This is a genomic window from Delftia sp. GW456-R20 (assembly GCF_001622915.1).
GTDB classification, from domain to species: Bacteria; Pseudomonadota; Gammaproteobacteria; order Burkholderiales; family Burkholderiaceae_C; genus Comamonas; species Comamonas acidovorans.
The window spans coordinates 3,089,901-3,112,944 of record NZ_LWCN01000004.1 but is presented as its reverse complement, the minus strand read 5'-3'; the positions used below and the strand labels follow the sequence as shown (position 1 = coordinate 3,112,944).

The window sequence follows — 23,044 nt, the reverse complement described above, 5'->3', positions numbered from 1 at the left end:
GTCGCCAATGCGCAAGTGTCGTTACGATGGCTTTAGCAAAAAAGCACGGTCGTGCTATTCATAATACTTCACGGAGATTCCATCTTGGCAAATCGTTATCGAATCCTCGCGGCCGCTCTGGCCACGGCCGGCCTGCTGGTCGCTTGCGGCGGCGGCAGCGGCGCTGACACCACTCCCCGCGCCAAGATCACTTCCGTCAAGGTGATGGGCGACAGCCTCTCCGACAGCGGCACCTTCGGCTACAAGTTCACCGTGCAGAACGCCACGCTGACGGGCGCAGGCTCCAACCAGGTCTGGGCCGAGCGCGTGGCGGGCCTGTACAACATCTCCCTGTGCCCGCGCTTCAACGGCACGGCCTTCACGCCCAACACCTCGTGCAACAACTACGCCGTGGGCGGCGGCCGCATCAACTACACCAGCGCGCCCACGGCGCCTATCTCCATCACGCAGCAGATCCTGCTGGCGGGTGCGGCGGGCTTCACGGCCGATGACCTGGCGGTGATCGACGGTGGCGCCAATGACGCGGCCGATGTGATCGGCGCCTTCCTGGCCGCTTCCAGGGACCAGGGTGCGAGCTTCAAGGCTCTGCTGTCCACCAAGATCGACGCGGCCACGCTGGGCGCGCTGCTGCAGCAGGGCCAGGCCGGCATGGCCCAGGCCGGTGGCCTGTACATGCAGAACCTGGCCAAGGGCTTCGTCTCCAGCATCCAGACCAATGTGCTGGGCAAGGGCGCCACGCGCGTGGCCATCCTCAACGTGCCCGCCATCACGCTGACGCCGCGCTTCCAGCTGGTGCTGCAGTCCGTGGCCCAGCAGCAGGGCTCGGCCGCCGCCGCGCAGCTGGAGACCGTGTTCGACGGCTGGGTCAAGGCCTTCAACCAGCAGGTCGCGGCTGGTTTCACGGGCGAGAGCCGCGTGGCCATCATCGACTTCTACAGCGAGTTCCGCCAGCAGATGGCCGACCCCGCCCAGTACGCCTACACCAACGTGAAAAAGGCGGCCTGCCCTGTCACCGGCGTGGGCGCCGACGGCCTGCCCACCTACAGCTTCCCGACCTGCACCGAGGCCGCGCTGTCCGCCTCCATTCCCGTGGGCGAGACCAGCGCCAACTGGTGGAAGAGCTATGCCTTTGCCGACAGCTTCCACCCCACGCCCTATGGCCACCAGCAGATGAGCCAGCTGGCCTCCCGCACCCTGGCCCGCGCCGGCTGGCTGTGATAGCAGACACGCAGCACGAGGAGACACATCCATGAAGACATTCCTGCGTATCACCGCCGCCGTGGCCATGGCCACGGCCTGCATGGCCGCCACCGCCCAGTCCGCCGGCACCTGGAGCGTGCGCCTGGGCGCCACGCGCATCGATCCCCAGACCAGCAGCGGCTGGCTGAGCACGCCCAGCTTCCCCGACACCCGCGTGGACGTGAAGGCCAACAGCCAGCTCACGGGCGGCGTGACCTACATGGTCACCAACAACTGGGCCATCGACGTGCCCATGGGCCTGCCGTTCAAGCACGACTTCGTGGGCGATGGCGCCATCTCCGGCACGGGCAAGCTCGGCCGCACCAAGGTGCTGCCCGCCACCGTGTTCGCGCAGTACCGCTTCGGCGAGGCCAACTCCGCCTTCCGCCCCTACCTGGGCCTGGGCGTGACCTATGCCAAGTTCTTCGGCGAGCGCACCACGGCCTCCCTCAACGGCCTGACCGGCGGCACGCTGGCCAACCCCACCACGGCCTCGGTGGACAGCAAGTGGGGCCTGACGCCGCAGATCGGCTTCGTCTACAACTTCAACGAGCGCTGGTTCCTGGACGTGGCCTACTACAAGAGCTTCCTGAAGACCACGGCACACCTGTCCTCGGGCCAGAGCGTGTCGCTCAAGCTCAACCCGAACGTCTACGCCATCGGCATCGGATACCGCTTCTGACAGGTCGCAGTCCCCAAAGAAAAACCAGCCCGCGGGCTGGTTTTTTCATGGAGCGGGCCTGCGCCTACTTGGCCGTGGGCATGACGAATTCCGCGCCCTTGGGCGTGCTCTCGGGCCAGCGCTGCATGATGCTCTTTTGGCGGGTGTAGAAGCGCACGCCTTCCTCGCCGTAGGCATGCATGTCGCCGAACAGGCTGCGTTTCCAGCCGCCGAAGCCGTGCCAGGCCATGGGAACGGGAATCGGCACGTTGATGCCGACCATGCCGACCTCGATGCGGCGGCCGAACTCGCGCGCCACGTTGCCGTCGCGTGTGAAGCAGGCCACGCCGTTGCCGAACTCATGGTCGTTGACCAGCTGCACGGCCTCGGCGAAGTCCTTGGCACGCACCACGGCCAGCACGGGGCCGAAGATCTCTTCCTTGTAGATGCGCATGTCGGGCGTGACGTGGTCGAACAGCGTGCCGCCCAGCCAGAAGCCGCCCGAGGTGTCGGTGCCCGTGGCGGCGCCGGCCGCCTTGCCGTCGAAGCCCCGGCCATCGACCAGCAGCTGCGCGCCTTCCTTGATACCCAGATCGATGTAGCCGCTGATGCGATCGTGCGCGGCGCGGGTCACGATGGGGCCCATTTCCGCGGCCAGGTCCTCGCCGTCCAGCACCTTCAGGGCCTTGGTGCGCTCGATCAGGCGCGGCAGCAGCTGGTCGGCCACGTCGCCCACCAGCACGGCCACGCTGATGGCCATGCAGCGCTCGCCGGCCGAGCCGTAGCCGGCGCCGATCAGTGCGTCCACGGCCTGTTCGATATCGGCGTCAGGCATGACCACCATGTGGTTCTTGGCGCCGCCCAGGGCCTGCACGCGCTTGCCGTGGCGCGCGCCCGTCTCATAGATGTAGTTGGCAATCGGCGTGGAGCCGACAAAGCTCACGGCCTTCACCTGGGGATGCTCGATCAGCGCATCCACGGCTTCCTTGTCGCCCTGGACCACGTTGAACACGCCGTCGGGCAGGCCGGCCTGCTTGAGCAGGTCGGCGATCAGCAGCGAGGGCGTGGGATCGATGGGGCTGGGCTTGAGCACGAAGGTGTTGCCCGCCGCAATGGCCACCGGGAACATCCACATCGGCACCATTACGGGGAAGTTGAACGGCGTCACGCCCGCCACCACGCCCAGCGGCTGGCGCAGCGTCCAGTTGTCGATGCCGGTGGAGACCTGGTCGGTGAAATCGCCCTTGAGCAGCTGCGGGATGCCGCAGGCGAACTCCACGATGTCGATGCCGCGGCTGACCTCGCCCTGCGCATCGGTGAAGACCTTGCCGTGCTCGGCCGTGATGGCGTGGGCCAGTTCGTCCTTGTGCTGGTTGAGCAGCTCGAGGAAGCGGAACATCACGCGCGCCCGGCGCAGCGGCGGCGTGTCGGCCCACTTGGGGAAGGCCGCCTGGGCGGCCGCCACGGCGGCATCGACATCGGCGCGCGAGGCCAGGGCCACGCGGCCCGTGACCTGGCCGGTGGCCGGGTTGGTCACGTCCTGCTCGCGGCCGCTGGCACCTGCCGTGCGCTGGCCGTTGACGTAATGGACGATGGAAGCGAAGGAGGTGTTTGCGGTGTTCATGCCGGCCAGTCTAGGAGTGCGCCTTCGGCCTGCCTAGGCGCTGCGCTTGAATTGATTGTTCATTTTGCTGAACAATCCCTGCATGGCAAATGAAAAACCCGATGCCAAGGCCGAGGCCTTGTGGAGCCACCTGCACTGGCTGGTCGTGCTGGAGCAGCAAGGCAGTTTCACCTCGGCCGCCGCGCGCCTGGGCGTGAGCAAGGCGGCCATGAGCCAGCGCGTGGCCGAGCTGGAGCGCTCGGCCGGCGTGGCCCTGGTCACACGCACCACGCGCAGCGTGCGCCTGACCGAAGCGGGCCAGCGCCTGGTGGACGAGACGCGCGGCGCCTTCGAGCACATCGCCGACAGCTTTGCGGGCGTGCGCGACCTGGCGGCCGAGCCGCGCGGCCTGCTGCGCGTGACCGCGCCCGTGGCCTTCTCGCGCCAGCAGCTCATGCCCCGGCTGCCGGCCTTCCTGCGCGCCCATCCGCAGATCCGGCTGGAGCTGGACCTGTCTGACCACCTGCGCTCGCTGGCGATGGAGGGCTTCGACATCGCCGTGCGCCATGCCTCCACCCCGCCCGAAACCCATGTGGCCTGGGCGCTGGCGCCCACGCGCTCGCTGCTGGTGGCCAGCACGGACTACCTGGCCGCGCACGGCACCCCGGCCACCCCGCAGGACCTGGCCGCGCACCAGTGCCTGCACTACCCGCGCACCCAGGGCGCCATGGCCTGGAGCTTCGTGCCCGCCGATGCCGGTGCGGACGCCGGTGCAGACGCCAGTGCAGACGCAGTACGCACCGTCGTGCCCGTGGCCGGCGGTTTTGCCGCCAACAACAGCGAAATGCTGCGCGACGCCGCCATGGCAGGCCTGGGCATCGCCCTGGTGCCCGACTTCAGCGCCCAGTCGGGCCTGGCCTCCGGCCATCTGCGCGAGGTCCTGCCCGGCTGGCGGCCCGTCGATGCCTTCGGCGAACACCTGTTCGCGATACGCCCCTACGCCAGCCACGTGCCGCGCGCGGTGGCGGTGTTCGTGGAGTTCCTGCGGGCGTCGTTTGCGGCGGGGTTCATCCGCTGAGGGCGAGCCCTCAGGCCTTGATCCCCAGCTTGTCCACCAATTGCTTGAACACCGCGTTGTCGCGGTCGATCACGGCCTTGAATTCGGGCTGGTCCAGGTAGCCCTCGCCCATGTTCTGCTTGGCCATGGTCTCGCGCAGGACGGGGTCCTTGAGGGTCAGGGCCATGGCCTTGCGCAGGGTCTGGACCACGGCGTCGGGCGTGTTGCGGGGCACGGCCAGGCCGCGCCAGCCGCCGATGAGCAGGTCGATGCCGCGCTCCTTGAGCGTGGGCACGGCTTCCCAGCCGGCCTGTATGCGCTGCTCGGCCATGATGGCCAGCGGGCGGATCTTGCCGGCCGCCACATAGGTGGCCACCTCCACGGGCGTGACGGCCACGGCCTCGATGTGGCCGCCCAGCAGGTCGAGCACGGCAGGGTTGGCGCCGCGGTAGGGCGCGTGGTTGAACTTCACGCCCGCCTTGTCCTGCAGCGCGGCGGCGGCCAGGTGGCCCAGCGAGCCCGGGCCGGCATTGCCGATGCGCACGGCGGCCTCGTCCTTGCGCGCGGCGGCGATCAGTTCCTCAATGCTGCGATAGGGCGAGTCGGCACGCACGGCGATGGTGGCGGGGTCGGCGTTCAGGCGGGCCACGGGCAGCAGGGCGTCGGAGCTGATCTTGGTCAGCCCCATGTGCGGGATCATGGTCAGCTCGACGGTGATGATGCCGATCTTGTAGCCGTCCGGCCGGGCATTGGCCAGCTCGGTCCAGCCCACGGCGCCGCTGGCGCCTGCGCGGTTGAGCACGATCAGGTCCTGCGGCAGGTGCTTGCGCGCCACCTCGGCCAGCGCGCGTGCGAGCACGTCGGTGCCGCCGCCAGCGGCAAAGGGCACGATGAGTTCAATGGGGCGTTGGGGCCAGGCGCCGGCCGGTGCCTGCGCCATGGCGGGCAGGGCCGGCGTTGCGGCCAGGGCGGCCAGCGAGTGGATGAATTGGCGGCGGGATGCGAGGGTCATGGCTTGTCTCCGGGATCTTTTTTATGTGGCGATGTCTGCGCTTCAATCCATTTTGATGTTGGCGGCCTTGATCACGCCGCTCCACAGCGCCTGTTCCGAGCGCACGAAGCCTGCGAACTGCTGCGGCGTCATCTCCATGGGCTGTATGCCGATCTCTTCGAGCTTGGCACGCGTTTCGGGGTGGCGCAGGGCGGTGGCCAGGCTTTTGTTCAGGCGCTCGGTGAGCGCAGGGCTCAGGTGGGCGGGGCCGACGAAGCCCTGCCAGGCATAGGCTTCGAAGCCGGGCACGCCGGCCTCGGCCATGGTGGGCACGTCGGGCAGGATGGGCAGGCGCTGGGGCGTGGCCACGGCCAGCACGCGCAGCTTGCCCGCGCGGATGGCCGAGATGCTGGGCGGCAGGTCCACGAACATGGACTGGATCTGGCCGGCCATGAGGTCCTGCAGCGCCGGGGCCGAGCCCTTGTAGGCCACGTGCAGGATCTGGGTGCCCGTGCGCTGCTTGAACAGCTCCAGCGCCACGTGCAGCGGCGAGCCCGGCCCCGACGAGGCCGAGGAGATGCCGCCCGGCTCCTTGCGCGCCATGGCCAGGAATTCCTGCACGTTCTTCGCCGGGAAGGACGGGTGCACGGCCAGCACCAGCGGCATGCGGCCCAGGCCGCCGATGTAGCTGAAGTCCTTGCCCGCGTCATAGCTCAGGCGCGCATACATGGCGGGGTTGAAGGCCAGCGTGCCCGAGTCGGCCGTGCCCAGCGTGTAGCCATCGGCCGGGGCGCGTGCGATCAGCGTGGCGCCGATGATGCTGGCCGCGCCGGGACGGTTGTCCACCACCACGGGCTGGCCCAGGTCCTTGCCCATCTGCACGGCCAGCTGGCGCGCGATCACGTCGGTGGTGCCGCCCGGTGCGTAGGGCACCACCCATTTGACGGGCTGGGTGGGCCAGGCTGGCGCACTCTGGGAGGACGGGGCTGGGGCGGATTGCCCCTGGGCGGTGCCCATGCCCAGCGTCAGCAGGGCGCAGGAAAGCCAGGCCTTGCGGTGCAGGGCCATTGGGTTGAACAGCATTTTTTGTCTCCGGTGGTTTTTATGGGTGTCTGTTGCGCCGTGCGTCAGCGCGGCCGCAGCATCCATTCGTGCGCGGGGTCGTTGCGGAAGGCCCAGCGCCGCTCGGGCCCGGCCATGGTGTTGAGGTAGTAGAGGTCGTAGCCGTGCGGGGCCACGCAGGGGTGGTAGCCGCGCGGCACCATCACGGTGTCGCGGTGCTCCACCGCCATGGCTTCGTCGATGCTGCGGTCATCGGTGTAGACGCGCTGGAAGGCGAAGCCCTGGCTGGGGTTGAGCAGATGGAAGTAGGTCTCCTCCAGCACGGTCTCGGCGTCCGGCGCGGCGGGGTCGGCGCTGTCGTGCTTGTGCGGCGGATAGCTGGACGAGTTGCCTGCGGGCGTGATGACCTCGACCACCAGCAGGGACTCGGCCGCCTCGGTCTCGGGCAGGATGTCGCAGACATGGCGCGTGTTGCTGCCCTGGCCGCGCACGCTGCGGCGCATGCTTTCGGGCGCGATCACGCGCGTGGCGTGGCGGCCCGTGGCGGGTGCGGCGCTCAAGGCAATGTCGGCCGGGCCGCGCGCCGTGATGCGCAGGCTTTGGCCGGGCGGCACGTAGACGGCCGTGGGCGCACTCTCCTCGAACACGCTGGCGCGGCTGCCCAGGGCGCTGAACGCCTGGCTGCCGACCTGCACATCCACCTGGCCGGTGAGCACGGTGATGCAGTATTCAAGCGGTCCCGTGGACAGCTCCTCCTGCTCGCCCGCCTGCAGCCTCAGGGCCTTGAAGTGGATGTGCTTCCAGCCCGCGCTGGCGGGCGTGATGTCGGTGACGATGCGGCCGGGCGCGGCCTTGACGAGAAGGCTCATGCCACGGCTCCTTCGGTGATGTCCTGGCGCGCGTCCACGCGGCTGGCATCCCAGCCCGCGATCAGCGCGCGGAAGTTGGCGGCGACGGCATCGCGCAGCGCGGCGTCGTCCAGCTCGTTGCGCAGCCACTGCAGCGCGGGTCCGGCCCAGACGCTGCGGCCGATCATGAAACCCTTGACCACGGGCGCCCGCGCCTGGGCAAAGCCCTGCACCAGTTGCTCCACGGGCTGGGACAGCCCCAGGATCACGGCGCCCCGGCACCAGGGGTCGCGTTCGTTCACCAGGGTGTCCAGCGCCTCCCAGTTCTCGCGCGCCATGGTGCCGACCTTCCACCATTCGGGCTTGAGGCCCAGGTCGTAGAAATGGCGTATGGCGCGCAGCACGGCCTCGCCCCGGTCGTCGGGCGCCAGCGTGTCCTTTGGCGGGATCACTTCCAGCAGCAGCTCATGGCCGCTGGCGCGCGTGGCGGTCCAGACCTGCTGCAGCCAGGCATCCTGCTCGGCGCGCAGTGCGGGCGTATCGTCGGGGTGGTAGAAGACCAGGCATTTGACGGTATGGCTTTGCGGCCAGTGCAGCAGCTCGGAAGCCAGCGAGTCCGTGCCGTCAAAGCGCAGCGGGCGCGAGCCCGGCAGCTCGATGGGCCGGCCTATCCACCAGCCGCGTCCCGTGGCGTCGTGCAGCGCGGCCTCGCCCAGGTGATGGCGGCCGTCGATCAGCACGCCCATGCGGCCCGCGTTGCCCGGATCGCGCTCGACCTGGGCGACCACCTCGTTGATCAGCCGCTTGAGCGGGCGCAGCCGCGCGGGCGCTGCGCCGGCCTCGCGCGCCAGATCGTCGAACTGGCTGCGGTGGTCATAGGCCAGCACGCACAGCGCGGGCCACTGCGGCCGCGCGCGGCTGACGCGGTGCAGGTGGGACAGCTCGGGGTCCTGGTCGGGACGCGGATGGCGGTGGCCCGAGAACCAGTGCGCCAGCTCGGCCTGCGTGGGCATGGCCGGCGCGCAGCCATGGCGCGAGACCACGATGGCGCCGCAGGCGTTGGCAATCGCCGCAGATTCCTCCAGGCTCTTGCCGCGCAGCAGACCCGACAGCAGGCCCGAGGCAAAGGCATCGCCCGCGCCCAGCACATTGAGCACTTCCACGCGCTCGCCCAGCACCGTGGGCGCATCGGCGATCGCATCGGGCACCTCGCCCTCGATCAGCGAGCAGCCCAGCGGCCCGCGCTTGACCACGAAGACGGCGCGGCTGCATTCGCGCACGCGGCGCAGGCTGGCGATCAGGTCGCCCTCCACGCCGCCGGCGATCAGCCATTCCTCCTCGGTGCCGATGATGAGTTCGAACTGGCCCAGCTCGGCCTGCAGCCTGCGGCTGACCTCGGCGCTGGCCACATAGCGCGTCTCGCCGTCGCCGCGCGAGGCCAAGCCCCACAGCACGGGCCGGTAGTCGATGTCCAGCACGCGCACCAGGCCGTGGCGGCCTGCCATCTCCAGTGCCTTGCGGCTGGCGGCCAGCACGCCGGGTGCGCTCAGGTGGGTGCCCGTGATGGCCAGGCAGCGGCAGCGGGCCAGGAACGCCTCGCTGATGGCCTCGGCGTCCAGGGCCATGTCGGCGCAGTTCTCGCGGGCGAAGAGCAGGGGGAAGGTCTCCTGGTCCTTGATGCCCAGCAGCACCATGCCGGTCAGGCGCTGGGCATCGACCTGCACCTGGCTGGTGTCGCAGCCCTCGCGGCGCAGCGTCTCGACCAGGAAGCGGCCATTTTGTTCATCGCCCACGCGCGAAATCATGGCCGAGCGCAGCCCCAGGCGCGCCGTGCCGAAAGCCATGTTGCCGGAGGAGCCGCCCAGGTACTTGGCAAAGCTGCTGGCCTCCTCCAGGCTGCAGCCGATCTGCTGCGCGTAAAGGTCCACGGCCAGTCGGCCCAGGCAGGCCACGTCCAGCGGCCGGTCGGAGGGAAAGTTCAGCATGCTCATCGTCATAGGCCTGTGCGTTGCGGACACCCGCGTGCGGGCCTGTCCATAATCGTTGCGTGCATGCGATCATAGATCGAAATAGAAAAAGTTTTCCATATATATGAAAAATAGAAAAACCCTTGGCGATGCAGGCGCCCCTTCGCTGGCCGGCCCCTACGCCGACCGCGCCGCCTTCCTCACCGTGCTGCGCGAAGGCTTCGAGGCCCTGAGCCGCCAGCTCAAGGCCATCGGCCGCCATGTGGAAATGCAGGGCGATCGCCTGGCCTTCGACGGCATCCAGGCCACGGCCGAGCAATGTGGCGTGCAGCCTTCGGCCGTGGTGCGCTTTGCCAAGCATTTCGGGTTCTCGGGGTACTCGGAACTGCAGGCGCTGTTCCGCGCCGATGCGGCGCGCCAGCTCTCGGCCCAGCATGACTACCAGGACCGCATCCGGGGCCTGATCGCCTCGGGCAACGAGCCTCGCAGCAGCGCGCGCCTGGCGCACGAGGTCATCGAAGGCAGCATCGAAAGCCTGCAGGCCCTGCAGCGCGGCCTGCCGCCCGAGCAGTTCGAGGCGGCGGTGGACCTCATGCTGGATGCCCCCTCGCTGTGGCTGGCCGCCTCGCGCCGGGCCTTCCCCGTGGGCGCCTACCTGGCCTATGCGCTGCAGCACACCGAAAAGCCCGTGCACTGGCTGCACGGCCTGGGCGCCATGCAAAAGGGCGAGCTGCGCGCGCTGGCGCCCGGCGACGTGATGCTGGCCGTCTCCTTCGAGCCCTATGCGCCCGAAACGCTGGAGGTGGTGGATGCGGCCCTGGCACGCGGCGCGCGCCTGCTGGCGCTGACCGACAGCCAGCTCAGCCCCCTGGCATCCCGCGCCACCGTCACCCTGCTGGCCCAGGACGCAGCCACTTTCGGCTTTCGCTCCCTGACCAGCACGCTGACCCTGGCGCAGTCGCTGTTCCTGGCGCTGGCCTACCGGATGGAGCTGGCGTACGAGCCGTCCCGCAAGCCTTAGAAGAGGGTGTAGGTGTTATCCGGCCGCCGCCGCGCGCAGCAGCCGGTCGCGCACGCCTTCCCAGTCCGGCGTGTCGGGCGGGGTCTCGATCCAGATCAGCCTGGCGCCGACTTCATCGAAGTCGCGCAGGGCGCCGAACAGCTCGCGCGCGGTGGCGGCGGCGTCGGCGGGCATGGCGCGCAGCGTGACGGCGCGCGAGGCGGTGCGCAGCGGTGTGCGGTGGTAGACGGCCAGGTTCCTGGCGTCGGCGCCCAGCACGTCCAGCCCGGCCTGCAGCTGCTTTGCGTCCATGAGGCGCACCTGGGCGTTGGGCGCGTAGTGGGCCAGCAGGGTGCCGGAGGCGCGTGGCGTGTTCTCCTGCAGCTCTTCCTTGGACAGGGGGCGCTGGCCGCAGGCGCGCTCGATATCGTCGCGCGTGATGGCGCCGGGGCGCAGCAGCACGGGCACGCCGCGCGTGCAGTCCACGATGGTCGATTCAATCCCCACTTCGCAGGCGCCGCCGTCCAGCACCAGCAGCGTGTCGCCGAACTCGCCGGCCACATGGGCTGCCGTGGTGGGGCTGACGCGGCCGAACTTGTTGGCGCTGGGCGCCGACACGCCCCAGACGGGCGGCTGCAGCTGCTGGCAGGCGGCCAGCACGGCATGGGCGACGGGGTGGGAGGGGCAGCGCAGGCCCACGCTGTCCTGGCCGCCGGTCGAGGCCCGGGCGGCCTGGGGCAGGCGCGGCAGGATCAGGGTCAGCGGGCCGGGCCAGAAGGCGTCGATCAGCTGCTGCGCGAACAGCGGCACTTCACGCGCATAGCGCGTGATGGTGCCGCTGTCGGCCACATGCACGATGAGCGGATGGTTGGGCGGCCTGCCCTTGGCGGTGAAGATCTGCGCGACGGCCGCGTCGTTGTCGGCATCGGCCGCCAGGCCGTAGACGGTTTCCGTGGGCAGGCCCAGCAGTTCGCCGCGCTGCAGCGCCTGTGCGGCGGCCTGGACAGAGGCCGCCAGCGTTCCATCGAGAATCATCGCGCGGGCCTTCAGAACGGCTCTATACCCAGGATGGCAGCGGCCTGCAGGGCGGTGGAGCGCACGGCCTCGGGCGAGGGGCCGGTGACGTTCAGGTGGCCCATCTTGCGGCCGCGCTTGGCGTCGTGCTTGCCGTACAGGTGCAGGTGGCAGCCGGGCAGGGCCAGGACCTGGTCCCAGGCCGGCGCCTTGGCCTGTTCGCCGTCCTTGAACCACAGGTCGCCCAGCAGGTTCAGCATGATGGACGGGCTGTGCTGGCGCGGCTGCGTCAGCGGCAGGCCGGTCATGCAGCGCACCTGCAGCTCGAACTGCGAGACATCGCAGGCGTTCTGGCTGTAGTGGCCGCTGTTGTGCGGGCGCGGCGCGATCTCGTTGACCACGAGCATGCCGTCCTGCAGCACGAAGAATTCGACGCAGAGCACGCCCACGTAGTCCAGGCCATCGGCCACGGAACGTGCGGCGGCCAGCGCCTGCTCGACCTGGGCCTGCGGCAGGTTGCCTTCGTAGACCTCGGTGACGGAGAGGATGCCTTCGCGGTGCAGATTGCGCTGCACGGGCAGGTTGACCATGGAGCCGTCACGGCCGCGCGCCACGATGACCGAGCATTCATGGGCCAGCGGCAGCATTTTTTCCAGTACGCAGGCCACGCGGCCCAGTTGCTCCCAGGCGGTGGCCAGCTCGGCGGCGTTCTTCACGCGCACCTGGCCCTTGCCGTCGTAGCCCATGCGCGCGGTCTTGAGGATGCCGGGCAGCAGGCTGGCGTGCACGGCCGCAAGCTGGGCGGGCGTCTCGATCACCGCATAGGGCGCGCAGGGCACGCCGCAGCGCACGAAGTGGGCCTTCTCCTGGGCGCGGTCCTGGGCAATGGCCACGGACGAGCCGGCCGGCGAGACCGGCCGCTGGGCGGCCAGCAGGTTCAGCGCCGCGGCGGGCACGTTCTCGAATTCGGTGGTGACGGCGGCCGACAGGCGCGCCAGTTCGGCCAGGCCCTGCGGGTCTTCGTAGCCGGTACGGATGTGGTGGTGGCTGACCAGGCCGGCAGGGCTGGTCGGGTCGGCGTCGAGCACGGCCGTGAAATAGCCCATGGCCTGGGCCGATTGAACGAACATGCGGCCCAATTGGCCGCCACCCAGCACGCCCAGCGTGGCGCCCGGCAGGATCACATCTGCGCTCATACGGCCACCGGGGGAAGCGTCATCGCGCGCGCTGCGGCGGTCTGCTCGGCGCGGAAGGCTTCGAGCCTGGTGCGCAGGGCCGGGTCCTCATTGGCCAGCAGGGCCACGGCGAAGAGGGCCGCATTGGCCGCACCGGCCGCGCCGATGGCAAAGGTGGCCACGGGCACGCCCTTGGGCATCTGCACGATGGAGTGCAGCGAGTCCACGCCCTGCAGGTGGCGGCTGGCCACCGGCACGCCGAGCACGGGCACCACGGTCTTGGCGGCGATCATGCCGGGCAGGTGGGCAGCGCCCCCCGCACCCGCGATGATGGCCTTCAGGCCCCGGCCGGCAGCGGCCTCGGCGTAGGCGAACATGTCGTCGGGCATGCGGTGGGCCGAGACGACCTGGGCTTCATGGGCGATGCCAAATTGCTGAAGAATGGCAACTGCGTGCTGCATGGTCTCCCAGTCGCTGCTGGAGCCCATGACCACACCGATCTGGATGGAGTTCATGTCGTGAGGGCGCCTGCGGCCCGGCCTAGTGGAACCCGCGATTTTACTTTTTTAGTCCGGATCGGCCCGCATCCCCCTGCAAATCACCGCACAGCCGTGTGCTGCTCGCGCGCAAAACCCAGCACGCGCTGGCGAAACACATGGGCCAGCCAGGCCAGGGCCAGCCCCACCTGCACGGCCAGCGACAGCCACATTCCGCTGGTGACGGGCTTTGTCAGGCCGGCTGCCAGCGGCTGGGCCAGCACGGCGGCATCGGCCCCGGCCAGGCCAAAGGCCAGCAGCGGCAGCACGATGTTGACCAGCAGCCAGGTGACGGCAAACGCGGCCAGCGGCGACTTGATGCGCCCGGCCAGCAGGGAAAAGCCCGTGGCCAGCGCGGCATCGCGCAGCAACTGCGCCGTGGCCAGCGCCGCCATTTGGGCCGCGCCCGGCACGATGGGCTGGCCGCCCGCGGGCCACAGCAGCCACAGCGCGCAGGCCAGCACGGCCAGCAGCCAGCTCACGGGCCACAGCGGCAGCGCTTCGAGCGCGCCACGCCAGCGCCCCTGCAGCACGCACCACTGCACCTGGCGCCAGCTGCGCAGGCCCTCGTCCATGCCGTGCAGGCAGACATAGGCCGTGCCCGCCAGCGCCAGCCCGGTGGTCCAAGCGAAGAAAGAGGCCGGGCCGGGGCCCTGCAACTGCATTGCATCGAGGTGCATGCCTCCAAAGGCCAGGCCCGCCACGCACAGGCCCAGCGGCCAGGCCCAGGGCAGGGTGCGCACATCCAGCCGCGTGCACAGCAGCCGCCACAGGGCCAGCAGGCCCAGCCCCAGCGCGATGGCGCCGAACAGGTAGATGGCGCCGCGCCCGTGCAGCGGCACGGACCACCACAGCACAGGGCGGCCTTCTTCGCGGCCCAGCTGCTCGGTCAACCGGCCCAGGATGGGGCCGGGCAGCACCATCACGAACAGCAGCGGCACCAGCACGAAGCGGATGCGGCGCGCGGGCTGCTCCTTCGGTCCCCAGCCCATGAGCACGGAGTGCATGCTCCAGGCCTGCAGGGCCAGGCCCCACAGCACGGCCTGCAGCACGGCGTGCACGCCCCAGGCCAGCCCGCCCGGCTGGCCCGCCGAGGTGGCCAGCACGGCCAGCGCGCACCACAGCATGTACAGCCAGGCCGCCAGCGGGGCGCCCAGCAGCTTGCCCCAGGCCATCTGCCAGGGCGTCAGGGCCGACAGGCGCTGCCAGTCCCAGGTGTGCTGGTGCGCCTCTTCGTTGAGGCCGCGCCCGGCCAGCACGCTGCCCAGGCCGGCCGCGGCGATCCACATGCCGATCAGGGCGGCGACCAGCAGGGCATGCAGGCGATCGTTGGGCTGGACCAGGACCATTGGCGTGGCCAGCAGCAAGGCGGTGAGCAGCAGGCTCCAGCCCAGTTGGGCGGGCCGCCAGTTGAGCCAGAGCTGGCGCTGGAATTCGGGGTTGTGCGTCATGGCTGCTCCGCAGGGGTGAGGGGGGCTGCGGCCTGCAGGCCGCGCGCGTAGCGGTCCTGCAGGCGCTCGCGCACAGGCGCCAGGCTGGCCACGGGCAGGCCGGCGCCAACCAGGCGTGCCAGCAGGTCGGCGCGTTCGCGCGGCAGGGTGGGCAGCCACAGCTGCAGATGCACCAGGCCCTGGTCATCGGGCGGCGGCACAGGGGTGTCGGGAAGGACCAGATGCAGCTGCCGCGCCAGCGACTCGGCCGAGGCACCCGGGGGCGGTGCCAGCTCCAGCGCGTACAGCGCCAGCGGGGCATCGCCGCCGGCGGCAGGTGCCTTGATGCCGCCGTGCAGGGCCTCGTGGCTTTCCACGCGGCCGCCGCGCAGGCTCAGGATGTGGGTGCAGTACTCGTCGAGTTCGCTGAGGATGTGGCTGGAGACGATCAGGGTCATGCCCTGGGCCTGCAGCGCCCGCATCAGCTGGGACAGGCTGGCGCGGGCCTCGGGGTCCAGGCCGCTGGCCGGCTCGTCCAGCAGCAGCACGCGCGGCTGGTGGACGATGGCCTGGCCGATGGCCACGCGCTGGCGCTGGCCGCGAGACAGCTCGGTGGGCAGGCGCTCCAGCAGATCGGCCAGGCCCAGCTGCCCGGCCACGTGCGCCACGCGCTGCGGCGCCTGGGACGGGGGCACGCCCATGGACAGGGCCGCGTACTGCAGGCAGCGCCGCACGCTCAGGCGGTCATAGAGGCCGAAGAAATCCGACAGATAGCCCAGGTGCCGGTGCACTTCGCGGGGCTGCTCCTGCACGGCAATGCCATGCACCTCGACCTGCCCCGACAGCGGCTGGTCAAGCCCGGCGATGCAGCGCATCAGCGTGGATTTGCCGGCGCCGTTGGGCCCCACCAGGGCCGTGACGGTGCCTGCGGCGATATGGACGCTGACGCCATCGAGCGCGCGGTGGCCGGGGTACTCGAACACCAGCTGCGAAACCTTGATCAAGGCGAGCCCTCCCTCATTGCGTTGATGGCAGGCCGCAATGGCGGCACAGCGCGCCAATATAGCCCAGCGCTGCCGCGCCGCGCCCTCGGCCGGGTGGCTTGAAATGCGCGCAGCCTGCTCCCATCTGGGGTGGCTGCCGCCCATGGCGTTCACGCCCTGGGCCTTGGAATTGCTGGAGAATCACACGGTCCGCATCGGAGGCATTCGGCCGCCGAACTCCGAACCGCCACAGTCCGCGCGCCCTGGCCGCGCGCCTTGCCACAGGGTCTGATCACATGATTGATGTCACCATTGAGAATTTCGAAGCCGAAGTCGTCGCCGCCTCCATGCAGGTGCCGGTGCTCGTCGACTTCTGGGCGCCCTGGTGCGGCCCGTGCAAGACGCTGGGCCCCATCCTGGAAAAGCTCGAAGTGGCCTACGAAGGCCGCTTCAAGCTGGTCAAGATCGACTCCGACCAGGAGCAGCAACTGGCCGGCATGTTCGGCATCCGCTCCATTCCGACCTGCATTCTGATGATGGGCGGCCGCCCCGTGGACGGCTTCATGGGCGCGCAGCCCGAAGGCAAGCTGCGCGAGTTCCTTGACAAGCACCTGCCCTCCGAAGGCGAGCTGGCCGCCGAGGCCGAAGCCGACGAGGCCCACCAGTTGCTGGAAGCCGGCGACACCCAGGCCGCCCTGCAAAAGCTGGCCGACGCCCTGGCCGCCGACCCGGCCAACGACGATGCGCGCTTCGACTACGTGCGCCTGCTGATCGCCACGGGCGGCTACGAAGAGGCCGGCGCCCTGCTGGCCGAGCCGCTCAAGCGCATTCCCCAGGCCACGCGCTTCGAGGCGCTCAACCAGTGGCTGCAATGCATGCTGTTCGTGCACAACGACGAGCGTGGCAACTGGGAGTTTGCGCAGTTCGACGCCGTCATCGCGCAGAACAAGCGCGACTTCGACACCCGCTTCGGCAAGGCCCGGGCCCTGGCCGCCGAAGGCCAATGGGCAGCCAGCATGGACGAACTGCTGGAAATCATCATGCGCGACAAGGATTGGAACGGCCAGGCCGCGCGCAAGCTCTACGTGGGCATCCTGGAGCTGCTCACGCCCCCGAAGCCCAAGAAGCAGGACGCCATCCCCGGCAAGAGCAGCGGCGGCATCGAGCTGCTGGGCAAGGCTGGCGCCGAGCAGGACGAAGCCACGCAACTGGTCAACAGCTACCGCCGCAAGCTCAGCATGGCGCTGAACTGAGACCGGCGCTGCACGGGGGAAGAGACGGGGGAGCCTTGCGGCTCCCTTTTTTCATGGCGAGGGCTCAGGGCGCAACCGGTTCCTCGGCCGCATGCGCGCGGTGCAGCAACTGCACGAAGCCGGGCGCATCGGGCAGATGCACATCGGCCAGGCGCCTGACCGGAATGCCCGGGGACCACGAATTCATCACCACGGCGCCGGCCAGGGATGGCAGGTCGGCCCGTGTCAGCACGGCCTGGCGCTGCGCCACGCCCAGGCGCTGCAACTGGCGCCGCAGCATGGACTCGGTCGTGCCCGGCAGCACCTGGGCGCGCGGCCAGACCACGGCATCTCCATCCCAGAAGGCCAGGTTCCAGATGGTGGCCTCGCCAATGCGGCCGTGGCGGTCGGCAAAGGCGGCGTCGTCAAAGCCCTGGGCCACGGCGCGGCGCAGCAGATGCGTCTTGGCCACCTCGCCCACATGCTTGAGGTGGGGCAGCATGCGCTCATGCTCGAACAGCGCCAGGCTCAAGGGCCCGGCGGGGCCCGAGGCGGGTGCCGAGGTGCGCACCAGCATGCGCGGCCGCGCATCGGCGGCCGTGAATTCCCCGGCAGGCGAGTACACCGTGGCGGTCAGCGACACATCCTGCGGGCCGTTAGCAAGCGCCGCCCGCAGCTGTGCCTGGACATGGTCATCGGACAAGGCCTGGCCGTACAGCTCCAGCGAGGCCTGGCGCAGGCGCTGCAGATGCAGGTCCAGCCCGCGCAGCCTGCCGCCGCGCACCTGCATGGCCGTGAAATGGGCATGGCCGGCAAAGGCCAGGGCGGCGAGTTCGGCCGCCGTAGCGGGCTGCCCATCGATAAGGCTGGTGAAGAAGGAGGCGGTTTTCATGGGTTCATCCATCAAGTTTTCTTGATTGTTCGATGGCAGTCCCAAAAGAGGAAGCAAGTAGTATTCGGGGCTTCATCAAGAAAAATTTGAAGATTCATGCGCCAGCTTCCACCCGGCACGCGCGCCCTGCGCAGCTTCGAGGCTGCAGGGCGCCACCTGAACTTCACGCGCGCGGCCGACGAACTGGGGCTGACCCCGGCGGCGGTCAGCCACCAGATCAAGGAGATGGAGGAACAGCTGGGCCTCGTCCTCTTCACGCGCAACAGCCGCAGCATGCAGCTCACGCCCGCAGGCAGCGTGCTGCTGGAGGCCACGGCCGAGGCGCTGGGCCTGCTGCGGCGCGCCACCGGCCGGGCGCGCCAGCTGGCCCGGGGCGAGACGCGGCTGCGCCTGTCGCTGGGCGCGCGCTTTGCCACGCAGTGGCTGCTGCCCCGGCTGCCGCGCTTTCGCGCCGCGCATCCGCAGATCGAACTGAGCTTCGACATCTGCGACGAGGTGCGCGACTTCGACGCCGATGACATCGACGCCGCCATCCGCTTCGGCACCGGCCATGATCCGCACACCCTTGCGGTGCGCCTGTTCGATGCCAGGGTGATCCCCGTCTGCAGCCCGTCCCTGCTGCAGTCCGGCCCGCCGCTGGCCCGGCCCGTTGATCTGCTGGCGCACACGCTGTGCCATGTCGATTGCCGGGTGGACGGCCAGGTCTGGCCGAACTGGCCGATGTGGATGGCGGCGGCCGGCGTGGAGGGCCTGGACGCAGGCCGCTGCATCGCCTTCACCGACTCCAGCCATGTCGTGCAGGCCGTGCTGGACGGCGGCGCCGTGGGCCTGGTCGAGCAGGACCTGGTGGCCGAAGACCTGGCCCGTGGCCGCCTGGTGCGCCTGTTCGACATCGCCGTGGGCCTGGGCCCGGCCTATGCCTACCACCTGCTTTACCCCCAACGCAGCCAGGGCCAGCCGGCCATCGAGGCGCTGCGTGCGTGGGTGCTGCAGGAGGCCGGGCTGTAGCGCCTACTGCCGTACGGGATCGGCAAATCGCATCAACCCGCGCACCACGGCCTGCACGGCCGGGTCTTGTTGCGCGGCGCTGCGGCAGGCCAGGCCCAGCGGGCGTGTCAGTGCGGGGCTGAGTCCGCGCTGCTGCAGCGTGCGGCTGACGGCGTCCATGGGCTCCTCGCGCGGCAGGACCGTGGGGCCGTGGCCTGCTGCGACCAGGGCGCGTATGCCTTCGGGAAAGCTCATTTCCATGCGTGGCTGGGGCAGCAGGCCCGCCTGGGCGAACCATTGGGACAGCAGGCGGTGCATCTGGGTGCCGGCGGCAAAGCCTATCCAGGGCTGGGCGTTGAGCCATTCGGGCGTGATCTGGTCGGGCAGCGGCATCTGCGGCGGGGCAAACAGCTCCATGGGGTCGTTGCGCCAGGCGCGCATTTCCAGGCCTGAAGGCACGGGCTGGGGCAGCCCGACCAGGGCCAGGTCCAGGTGGCCAGTTGCCAGGCGCTGCATGGCCTGGGCGGAACTCGCGACTTCCAGGCGCAGTTCCACGCCGGGCGCGTGCTCGGCCAGCCATTGCAGCAGTTCGGGCAAAAGCAAGGGGCTGACGCCGGCCGAGGCGCCTATCCGCACGCTGGCGCCAAAGCCCTCGGCACGCTTGCGCACCTGGCGCAGCAGGGCCTCGCTGTCGGCCAGCAGGCGGCGTCCGCCTTCGGCCAGCAGAGCGCCTGCGGGCGTCAGCTGTGCCTGGCGCTTGCCGCGCACCAGCAGGGGGGTGTCCAGGCGCGCTTCCAGCTCCTGGATGTGCAGGCTGACGGCGGGCGGCGACAGGTGAAGGGCCTGGGCGGCGGCAGCCAGCGTGCCCAGGTCGGCCACGGCCACCAGGGTCTGGAGCTGGTCAAGGTTCAGGCGTCGCATCAGGTTTCCTGAAGATGATGTTCCAAAGATTCGACTTTATCTAATCTGGGTGTGAATCCATCATCCCGTCCCGTATCAAGAACGAGGCCATGGAATGGAATTGAGCAATGCGGTGCTGGCCGCGGCCCTGGGGGCCGCGCTGATGAATGCGGGATGGAACAGCGCCATCAAGCTGGGCGGCGACAAGATGGTCGCCATGGCGCTGACCACGGGGCTGGCCAGCCTGTGGTCGCTGCTGGTGCTGCCCTGGCTGGACTGGCGCGCGGCGGGGTTGTGGGACGCATCGGTGTGGTGGTGGCTGGCGGCTTCGGTGGCCGTGCACACCGTCTATCACTTCGTGCTGCCGCGCGCCTACCAGCATGGCGAGTTCGGCGTGGTCTATCCGGTGGCACGCGGCAGTGCGCCGCTGTTCGTGACGCTGGGCGCGGCGCTGCTGGCCGGTGAGTGGCCGGGCGCGACCGGGTTGGCCGGCGTGCTGTGCCTGTCGCTGGGCGTGCTGGCGCTGTCGGTGCGCAGCGGCGCGGCCAGCGGTTATGGCGGTAGCGGCTATGCGCTGGCCACGGGCGCCATGATTGCCTGCTATACGGTCATCGACGGGCTGGGAGCGCGCGCATCCGGCTCCGCGCTGCTCTATGCGGCTCTGCTCACGCTGGGCGATGGCCTGGCCACGGTGCTGATCGTCGCCTGGCGGCGCGGCCCCGCCGTGCTGCGTGCCGATGCACGCACCTGGCGCCTGTGCGCCCTGGCCGCCGCCATGCAGCTGAGTGCCAGCTGGATGGCGACCTGGGCGCTGTCGCAGGCGCCCATGGGGCTGGTGTCTGCGCTGCGTGAAAGCAGCGTGCTGTTTGCGGGCTGGATTGCCGCCTGGCTGATGCGCGAGCGCCTGGGCCGCGTGCGCATGCTGGCCTCGGCCCTGGTCTTCGGCGGCATCGTGCTGGTGCGCTGGGGCGGTTGAGCCGCCCGGCGCCAACGTCCGCTGCGTGCTCAGCCGTGGCTGATGCGCGTGCCCAGGAGCGTCAGGAACTGGGCGATCCAGGCCGGGTGTGCGGGCCAGGCGGGGGCGCTGACCAGGTTGCCTTCGGTATGCGCCTGGTCCACGCCGATGTCGGCATAGGTGCCGCCGGCCAGCTCGACCTCGGCACGGCAGGCCGGGTAGGCCGAGCAGGTGCGGCCCTTGAGCACGCCGGCGCCGGCCAGCAGCTGGGCGCCATGGCAGACGGCGGCCACGGGCTTGTTGTTGTCGAAGAAGTGGCGCACGGCGGCGCGCACGGCGTCGTAGTTGCGAAGGTACTCGGGGCCGCGTCCACCGGGGATCACCAGAGCGTCGTACTGCTCGGGCTTGATGTCGGCGAAGCTGGCGTTGAGCGTGAAGTTGTGGCCGGGCTTTTCGCTGTAGGTCTGCGCGCCCTCGAAATCATGGATGGCCGTCTTGATGTGTTCCCCGGCCTTCTTGTCGGGGCAGACCGCATGCACCGTGTGTCCCACGGCCTGAAGGGCCTGGAAGGGGACCATGGTTTCGTAGTCCTCGCAGTAGTCGCCACAGATCATCAGAATCTTCTTGCCAGCCATGTGCTTGCTCCTTCAGAAAAAGTCAGAGGAAGCGAACATTGTGGCAGCGTCGGTGACGCAGGCATGACCGGCTGCAAAAACGCAGGCCCGCAACGAAAAAGAGAGCCGAAGCTCTCTTTTGCGGGGAAAGGCGCGCGGGGCCGGGCTACGGCAGGCCGTCAGGCCGTCAGGCGCTGCAGGGCTTCGCGGTACTTGGCGGCCGTCTTCTCGGTCACTTCCTGGGGCAGGCGCGGGGCCGGAGCCTTCTTGTCCCAGGGCTTGCCGTTGACCTGGGCCTGCTCCAGCCAGTCGCGCACGAACTGCTTGTCGTAGCTGGGCGGGTTCTCGCCATTGGCCAGTGCCTGGGCATAGCCCTCCACGGGCCAGTAGCGCGAGCTGTCGGGCGTGAGGACTTCGTCCATCAGCACCAGTTCGCCGTTCTCGTCCAGGCCGAATTCGAACTTGGTGTCGGCAATGATCATGCCCTTTTCGAGGGCGATGGCCGCAGCTTCCTTGTAGATGCGGATGGCCGTATCGCGGATCTGGGAGGCCAGCTTCTCGCCGACCATCTCCACCGTGCGCTCGTAGGTGATGTTCTCGTCATGGTCGCCCATCTCGGCCTTGGCGGCCGGGGTGTAGATGGGCTCGGGCAGCTTGGCGGCGTTGGTCAGGCCTTCGGGCAGGGGCACGCCGCAGACCGAACGCGATTCCTGGTATTCCTTCCAGCCGCTGCCGGCCAGGTAGCCGCGCACCACGGCCTCGATCAGCACGGGCTTGAGGCGCTTGACCAGCATGGAGCGGCCCGTGACCTGGGGCACTTCGGCGGGCGTGACCACGGACTCGGGCGCTTCGCCGGTCAGGTGGTTGGGGCAGATGTGGCCGAGCTTGTCGAACCAGAACAGCGCCATTTGCGTCAGCAGCTCGCCCTTGCCGGGGATGGGCTCGCCCATGATCACGTCGAAGGCCGACAGGCGGTCCGAAGCCACCATCAGGATGCGGTCATCGCCCACGGCATAGTTGTCGCGCACCTTGCCGCGCGCGAGCAGCGGCAGCGAGGCAATGTTGGAAGTGTGCAGGGCGGAGGGGCGGGACTGGGTGGTCATGTGAGGCAAGGGGCAATCTGGCAAAGAGGCTGCAGCGGCCGGATGGCTGCAAGCGGCACGCGCAGGAGCGCGATTCTAACCAACGGCGCCTCACGGTGACGGGCGGCCGTTGGCAAGCCCCACCCCAGGGGCGCAGCCTGGCAAACCCGCCGATTGTGCGCCCAATTGCATGGCGCGCAAAACCCGCCTCCAAGGCCCTGCACCGTCCTGCGCTATCGGCTTGCGGCGTTGCTTTTGGGCAGACCCCGGCGCATAGTGGATTCGCAAGCAAACGAATGCGCATTCCGGCCTGCAAGCACCTGTCCCTGCGGATCGTCTCCCTGTGGACCGGGCTGTTTTCATCCAGAGCAAGGAGTGTTTAGATATGAATCTGACGATTAGTGGGCATCACCTGGAGGTCACTCCCTCGCTGCGCAGTTACGTCATGGCCAAGCTCGAACGCATTCTTCGACACTTTGACCAGGTGGTGGATGTAAAGGTCTTGCTGACCGTTCATAACCAAAAGGAGAAGGAAAAGCGCCAACGTGCCGGTTGCACGCTGCGCGTCAAGGGCCAGGATCTTTTTGTCGAGACCTCTCACTTCGATCTCTACGCCGCCGTCGATGCGCTGGCTGACAAGCTGGACCGCGTGGTGGTGCGCTACAAGACCCGCCAGCAGGGCAGCCGCTATGGTTCGGCCAAGCGACTCGATGATGCTGGGCTGACCTTGGCGTCAGTCGGGTGACAGGTAAGGCGCCAGCCCTGTGCGGGCGCTTACAATACCTGCGCTTATGTGGCTGATGAGCCACGCACGAC

Annotated in this window: 22 protein-coding genes and 1 pseudogene; 8 read left to right on the top strand and 15 right to left on the bottom strand. The window is 69.4% G+C overall.

Annotated elements, in window-relative coordinates; all coding sequences use genetic code 11:
• The first annotated feature begins 84 nt into the window (after nt 1-84).
• Both A4F85_RS19205 and A4F85_RS19200 read left to right on the top strand, forming a co-directional pair.
• Entirely contained in the window at nt 85-1,218 is a 1,134-nt protein-coding gene (locus A4F85_RS19205) for an SGNH/GDSL hydrolase family protein (protein WP_063327456.1), read from the top strand.
• Between the two features lie 31 nt (nt 1,219-1,249).
• Nucleotides 1,250-1,921 carry an OmpW/AlkL family protein gene (locus A4F85_RS19200; protein ID WP_013804492.1) on the top strand — a complete coding sequence of 224 codons (672 nt, stop codon included), beginning with the start codon at nt 1,250-1,252 and terminating at the stop codon, nt 1,919-1,921.
• A 64-nt stretch (nt 1,922-1,985) separates the two neighbouring features.
• Here the strand turns inward: A4F85_RS19200 and A4F85_RS19195 are convergent, their stop codons facing one another.
• Entirely contained in the window at nt 1,986-3,524 is a 1,539-nt protein-coding gene (locus A4F85_RS19195; RefSeq protein ID WP_063327455.1) for a CoA-acylating methylmalonate-semialdehyde dehydrogenase, read from the bottom strand.
• Between the two features lie 82 nt (nt 3,525-3,606).
• Here A4F85_RS19195 and A4F85_RS19190 point away from each other — a divergent pair, with 82 nt between their 5' ends.
• Entirely contained in the window at nt 3,607-4,581 is a 975-nt protein-coding gene (locus A4F85_RS19190) for a LysR family transcriptional regulator (RefSeq protein WP_063328033.1), read from the top strand.
• A 10-nt stretch (nt 4,582-4,591) separates the two neighbouring features.
• On the opposite strand, the gene A4F85_RS19185 is transcribed toward A4F85_RS19190, so the two are convergent.
• Genes A4F85_RS19185 through A4F85_RS19170 form a run of 4 tightly spaced genes read right to left on the bottom strand, consistent with a single transcriptional unit; the run spans nt 4,592 to nt 9,452 of the window.
• The gene (locus A4F85_RS19185) at nt 4,592-5,572 is read right to left on the bottom strand and encodes a tripartite tricarboxylate transporter substrate binding protein (protein WP_043822529.1); all 981 of its coding nucleotides are present in this window, start codon (nt 5,570-5,572) and stop codon (nt 4,592-4,594) included.
• Between the two features lie 42 nt (nt 5,573-5,614).
• On the bottom strand, nt 5,615-6,634 hold the full coding sequence (locus tag A4F85_RS19180; protein ID WP_081816209.1) for a Bug family tripartite tricarboxylate transporter substrate binding protein: 1,020 nt from the start codon (nt 6,632-6,634) through the stop codon (nt 5,615-5,617).
• Nucleotides 6,635-6,678: 44 nt separating this feature from the next.
• Nucleotides 6,679-7,482 (bottom strand): 5-deoxy-glucuronate isomerase, encoded by an 804-nt coding sequence (gene iolB / locus A4F85_RS19175; RefSeq protein ID WP_063327454.1) that lies wholly within the window; start codon nt 7,480-7,482, stop codon nt 6,679-6,681.
• Nucleotides 7,479-9,452, bottom strand: coding sequence for a bifunctional 5-dehydro-2-deoxygluconokinase/5-dehydro-2-deoxyphosphogluconate aldolase (locus A4F85_RS19170; RefSeq protein WP_063327453.1), 1,974 nt, complete (start codon nt 9,450-9,452; stop codon nt 7,479-7,481). The genes iolB and A4F85_RS19170 overlap by 4 nt, the downstream gene beginning before the upstream one ends.
• Nucleotides 9,453-9,552: 100 nt before the next feature.
• Here A4F85_RS19170 and A4F85_RS19165 point away from each other — a divergent pair, with 100 nt between their 5' ends.
• A complete protein-coding gene (locus A4F85_RS19165) occupies nt 9,553-10,449 on the top strand; it encodes a MurR/RpiR family transcriptional regulator (protein ID WP_063327452.1) in 897 nt (298 codons plus the stop codon).
• Between the two features lie 15 nt (nt 10,450-10,464).
• On the opposite strand, the gene A4F85_RS19160 is transcribed toward A4F85_RS19165, so the two are convergent.
• The 6 genes and pseudogenes from A4F85_RS19160 to A4F85_RS31440 all read right to left on the bottom strand — a co-directional run.
• On the bottom strand, nt 10,465-11,463 hold the full coding sequence (locus tag A4F85_RS19160) for an L-threonylcarbamoyladenylate synthase (RefSeq protein WP_063327451.1): 999 nt from the start codon (nt 11,461-11,463) through the stop codon (nt 10,465-10,467).
• 11 nt (nt 11,464-11,474) lie between these two features.
• Entirely contained in the window at nt 11,475-12,638 is a 1,164-nt protein-coding gene (locus A4F85_RS19155) for a 5-(carboxyamino)imidazole ribonucleotide synthase (RefSeq protein ID WP_013804484.1), read from the bottom strand.
• Nucleotides 12,635-13,132, bottom strand: a complete 498-nt coding sequence (purE, locus tag A4F85_RS19150; protein WP_012202922.1) for a 5-(carboxyamino)imidazole ribonucleotide mutase — start codon at nt 13,130-13,132, stop codon at nt 12,635-12,637. Before purE ends, A4F85_RS19155 begins: the two co-directional genes overlap by 4 nt.
• Before the next feature lie 83 nt (nt 13,133-13,215).
• Nucleotides 13,216-14,604, bottom strand: coding sequence for a hypothetical protein (locus tag A4F85_RS19145; RefSeq protein ID WP_063327450.1), 1,389 nt, complete (start codon nt 14,602-14,604; stop codon nt 13,216-13,218).
• Nucleotides 14,601-15,167 carry an AAA family ATPase gene (locus A4F85_RS31445; RefSeq protein WP_442856618.1) on the bottom strand — a complete coding sequence of 189 codons (567 nt, stop codon included), beginning with the start codon at nt 15,165-15,167 and terminating at the stop codon, nt 14,601-14,603. Before A4F85_RS31445 ends, A4F85_RS19145 begins: the two co-directional genes overlap by 4 nt.
• Nucleotides 15,168-15,521 (bottom strand): annotated as a pseudogene (locus A4F85_RS31440) (ATP-binding cassette domain-containing protein); the annotation flags it as partial.
• A gap of 341 nt (nt 15,522-15,862) precedes the next feature.
• On the opposite strand from A4F85_RS31440, the gene trxA reads away from it, so the two are divergent.
• Nucleotides 15,863-16,819 carry a thioredoxin gene (gene trxA / locus A4F85_RS19135; RefSeq protein WP_012202925.1) on the top strand — a complete coding sequence of 319 codons (957 nt, stop codon included), beginning with the start codon at nt 15,863-15,865 and terminating at the stop codon, nt 16,817-16,819.
• A gap of 64 nt (nt 16,820-16,883) precedes the next feature.
• Here trxA and A4F85_RS19130 read toward each other — a convergent pair whose 3' ends face one another.
• Entirely contained in the window at nt 16,884-17,690 is an 807-nt protein-coding gene (locus A4F85_RS19130) for an aminotransferase class IV family protein (RefSeq protein ID WP_063328032.1), read from the bottom strand.
• Between the two features lie 96 nt (nt 17,691-17,786).
• Between A4F85_RS19130 and A4F85_RS19125 the strand changes: the two genes are divergently transcribed.
• The gene (locus tag A4F85_RS19125; RefSeq protein WP_063327448.1) at nt 17,787-18,698 is read left to right on the top strand and encodes a LysR substrate-binding domain-containing protein; all 912 of its coding nucleotides are present in this window, start codon (nt 17,787-17,789) and stop codon (nt 18,696-18,698) included.
• 3 nt (nt 18,699-18,701) lie between these two features.
• On the opposite strand, the gene A4F85_RS19120 is transcribed toward A4F85_RS19125, so the two are convergent.
• Entirely contained in the window at nt 18,702-19,598 is an 897-nt protein-coding gene (locus A4F85_RS19120; RefSeq protein WP_063327447.1) for a LysR family transcriptional regulator, read from the bottom strand.
• Nucleotides 19,599-19,692: 94 nt separating this feature from the next.
• Here A4F85_RS19120 and A4F85_RS19115 point away from each other — a divergent pair, with 94 nt between their 5' ends.
• Nucleotides 19,693-20,553: a DMT family transporter gene (locus A4F85_RS19115; RefSeq protein WP_012202929.1), complete on the top strand. Its 861-nt coding sequence runs from the start codon at nt 19,693-19,695 to the stop codon at nt 20,551-20,553.
• A 29-nt stretch (nt 20,554-20,582) separates the two neighbouring features.
• Here A4F85_RS19115 and A4F85_RS19110 read toward each other — a convergent pair whose 3' ends face one another.
• Nucleotides 20,583-21,167: a DJ-1/PfpI family protein gene (locus A4F85_RS19110; protein WP_012202930.1), complete on the bottom strand. Its 585-nt coding sequence runs from the start codon at nt 21,165-21,167 to the stop codon at nt 20,583-20,585.
• A gap of 158 nt (nt 21,168-21,325) precedes the next feature.
• Nucleotides 21,326-22,249 carry a phosphoribosylaminoimidazolesuccinocarboxamide synthase gene (locus A4F85_RS19105; protein ID WP_012202931.1) on the bottom strand — a complete coding sequence of 308 codons (924 nt, stop codon included), beginning with the start codon at nt 22,247-22,249 and terminating at the stop codon, nt 21,326-21,328.
• A gap of 364 nt (nt 22,250-22,613) precedes the next feature.
• Here A4F85_RS19105 and hpf point away from each other — a divergent pair, with 364 nt between their 5' ends.
• Complete coding sequence (gene hpf, locus A4F85_RS19100) at nt 22,614-22,973, top strand: ribosome hibernation-promoting factor, HPF/YfiA family (RefSeq protein ID WP_012202932.1); 360 nt, start codon at nt 22,614-22,616, stop codon at nt 22,971-22,973.
• The last annotated feature ends 71 nt before the right edge of the window (nt 22,974-23,044 follow it).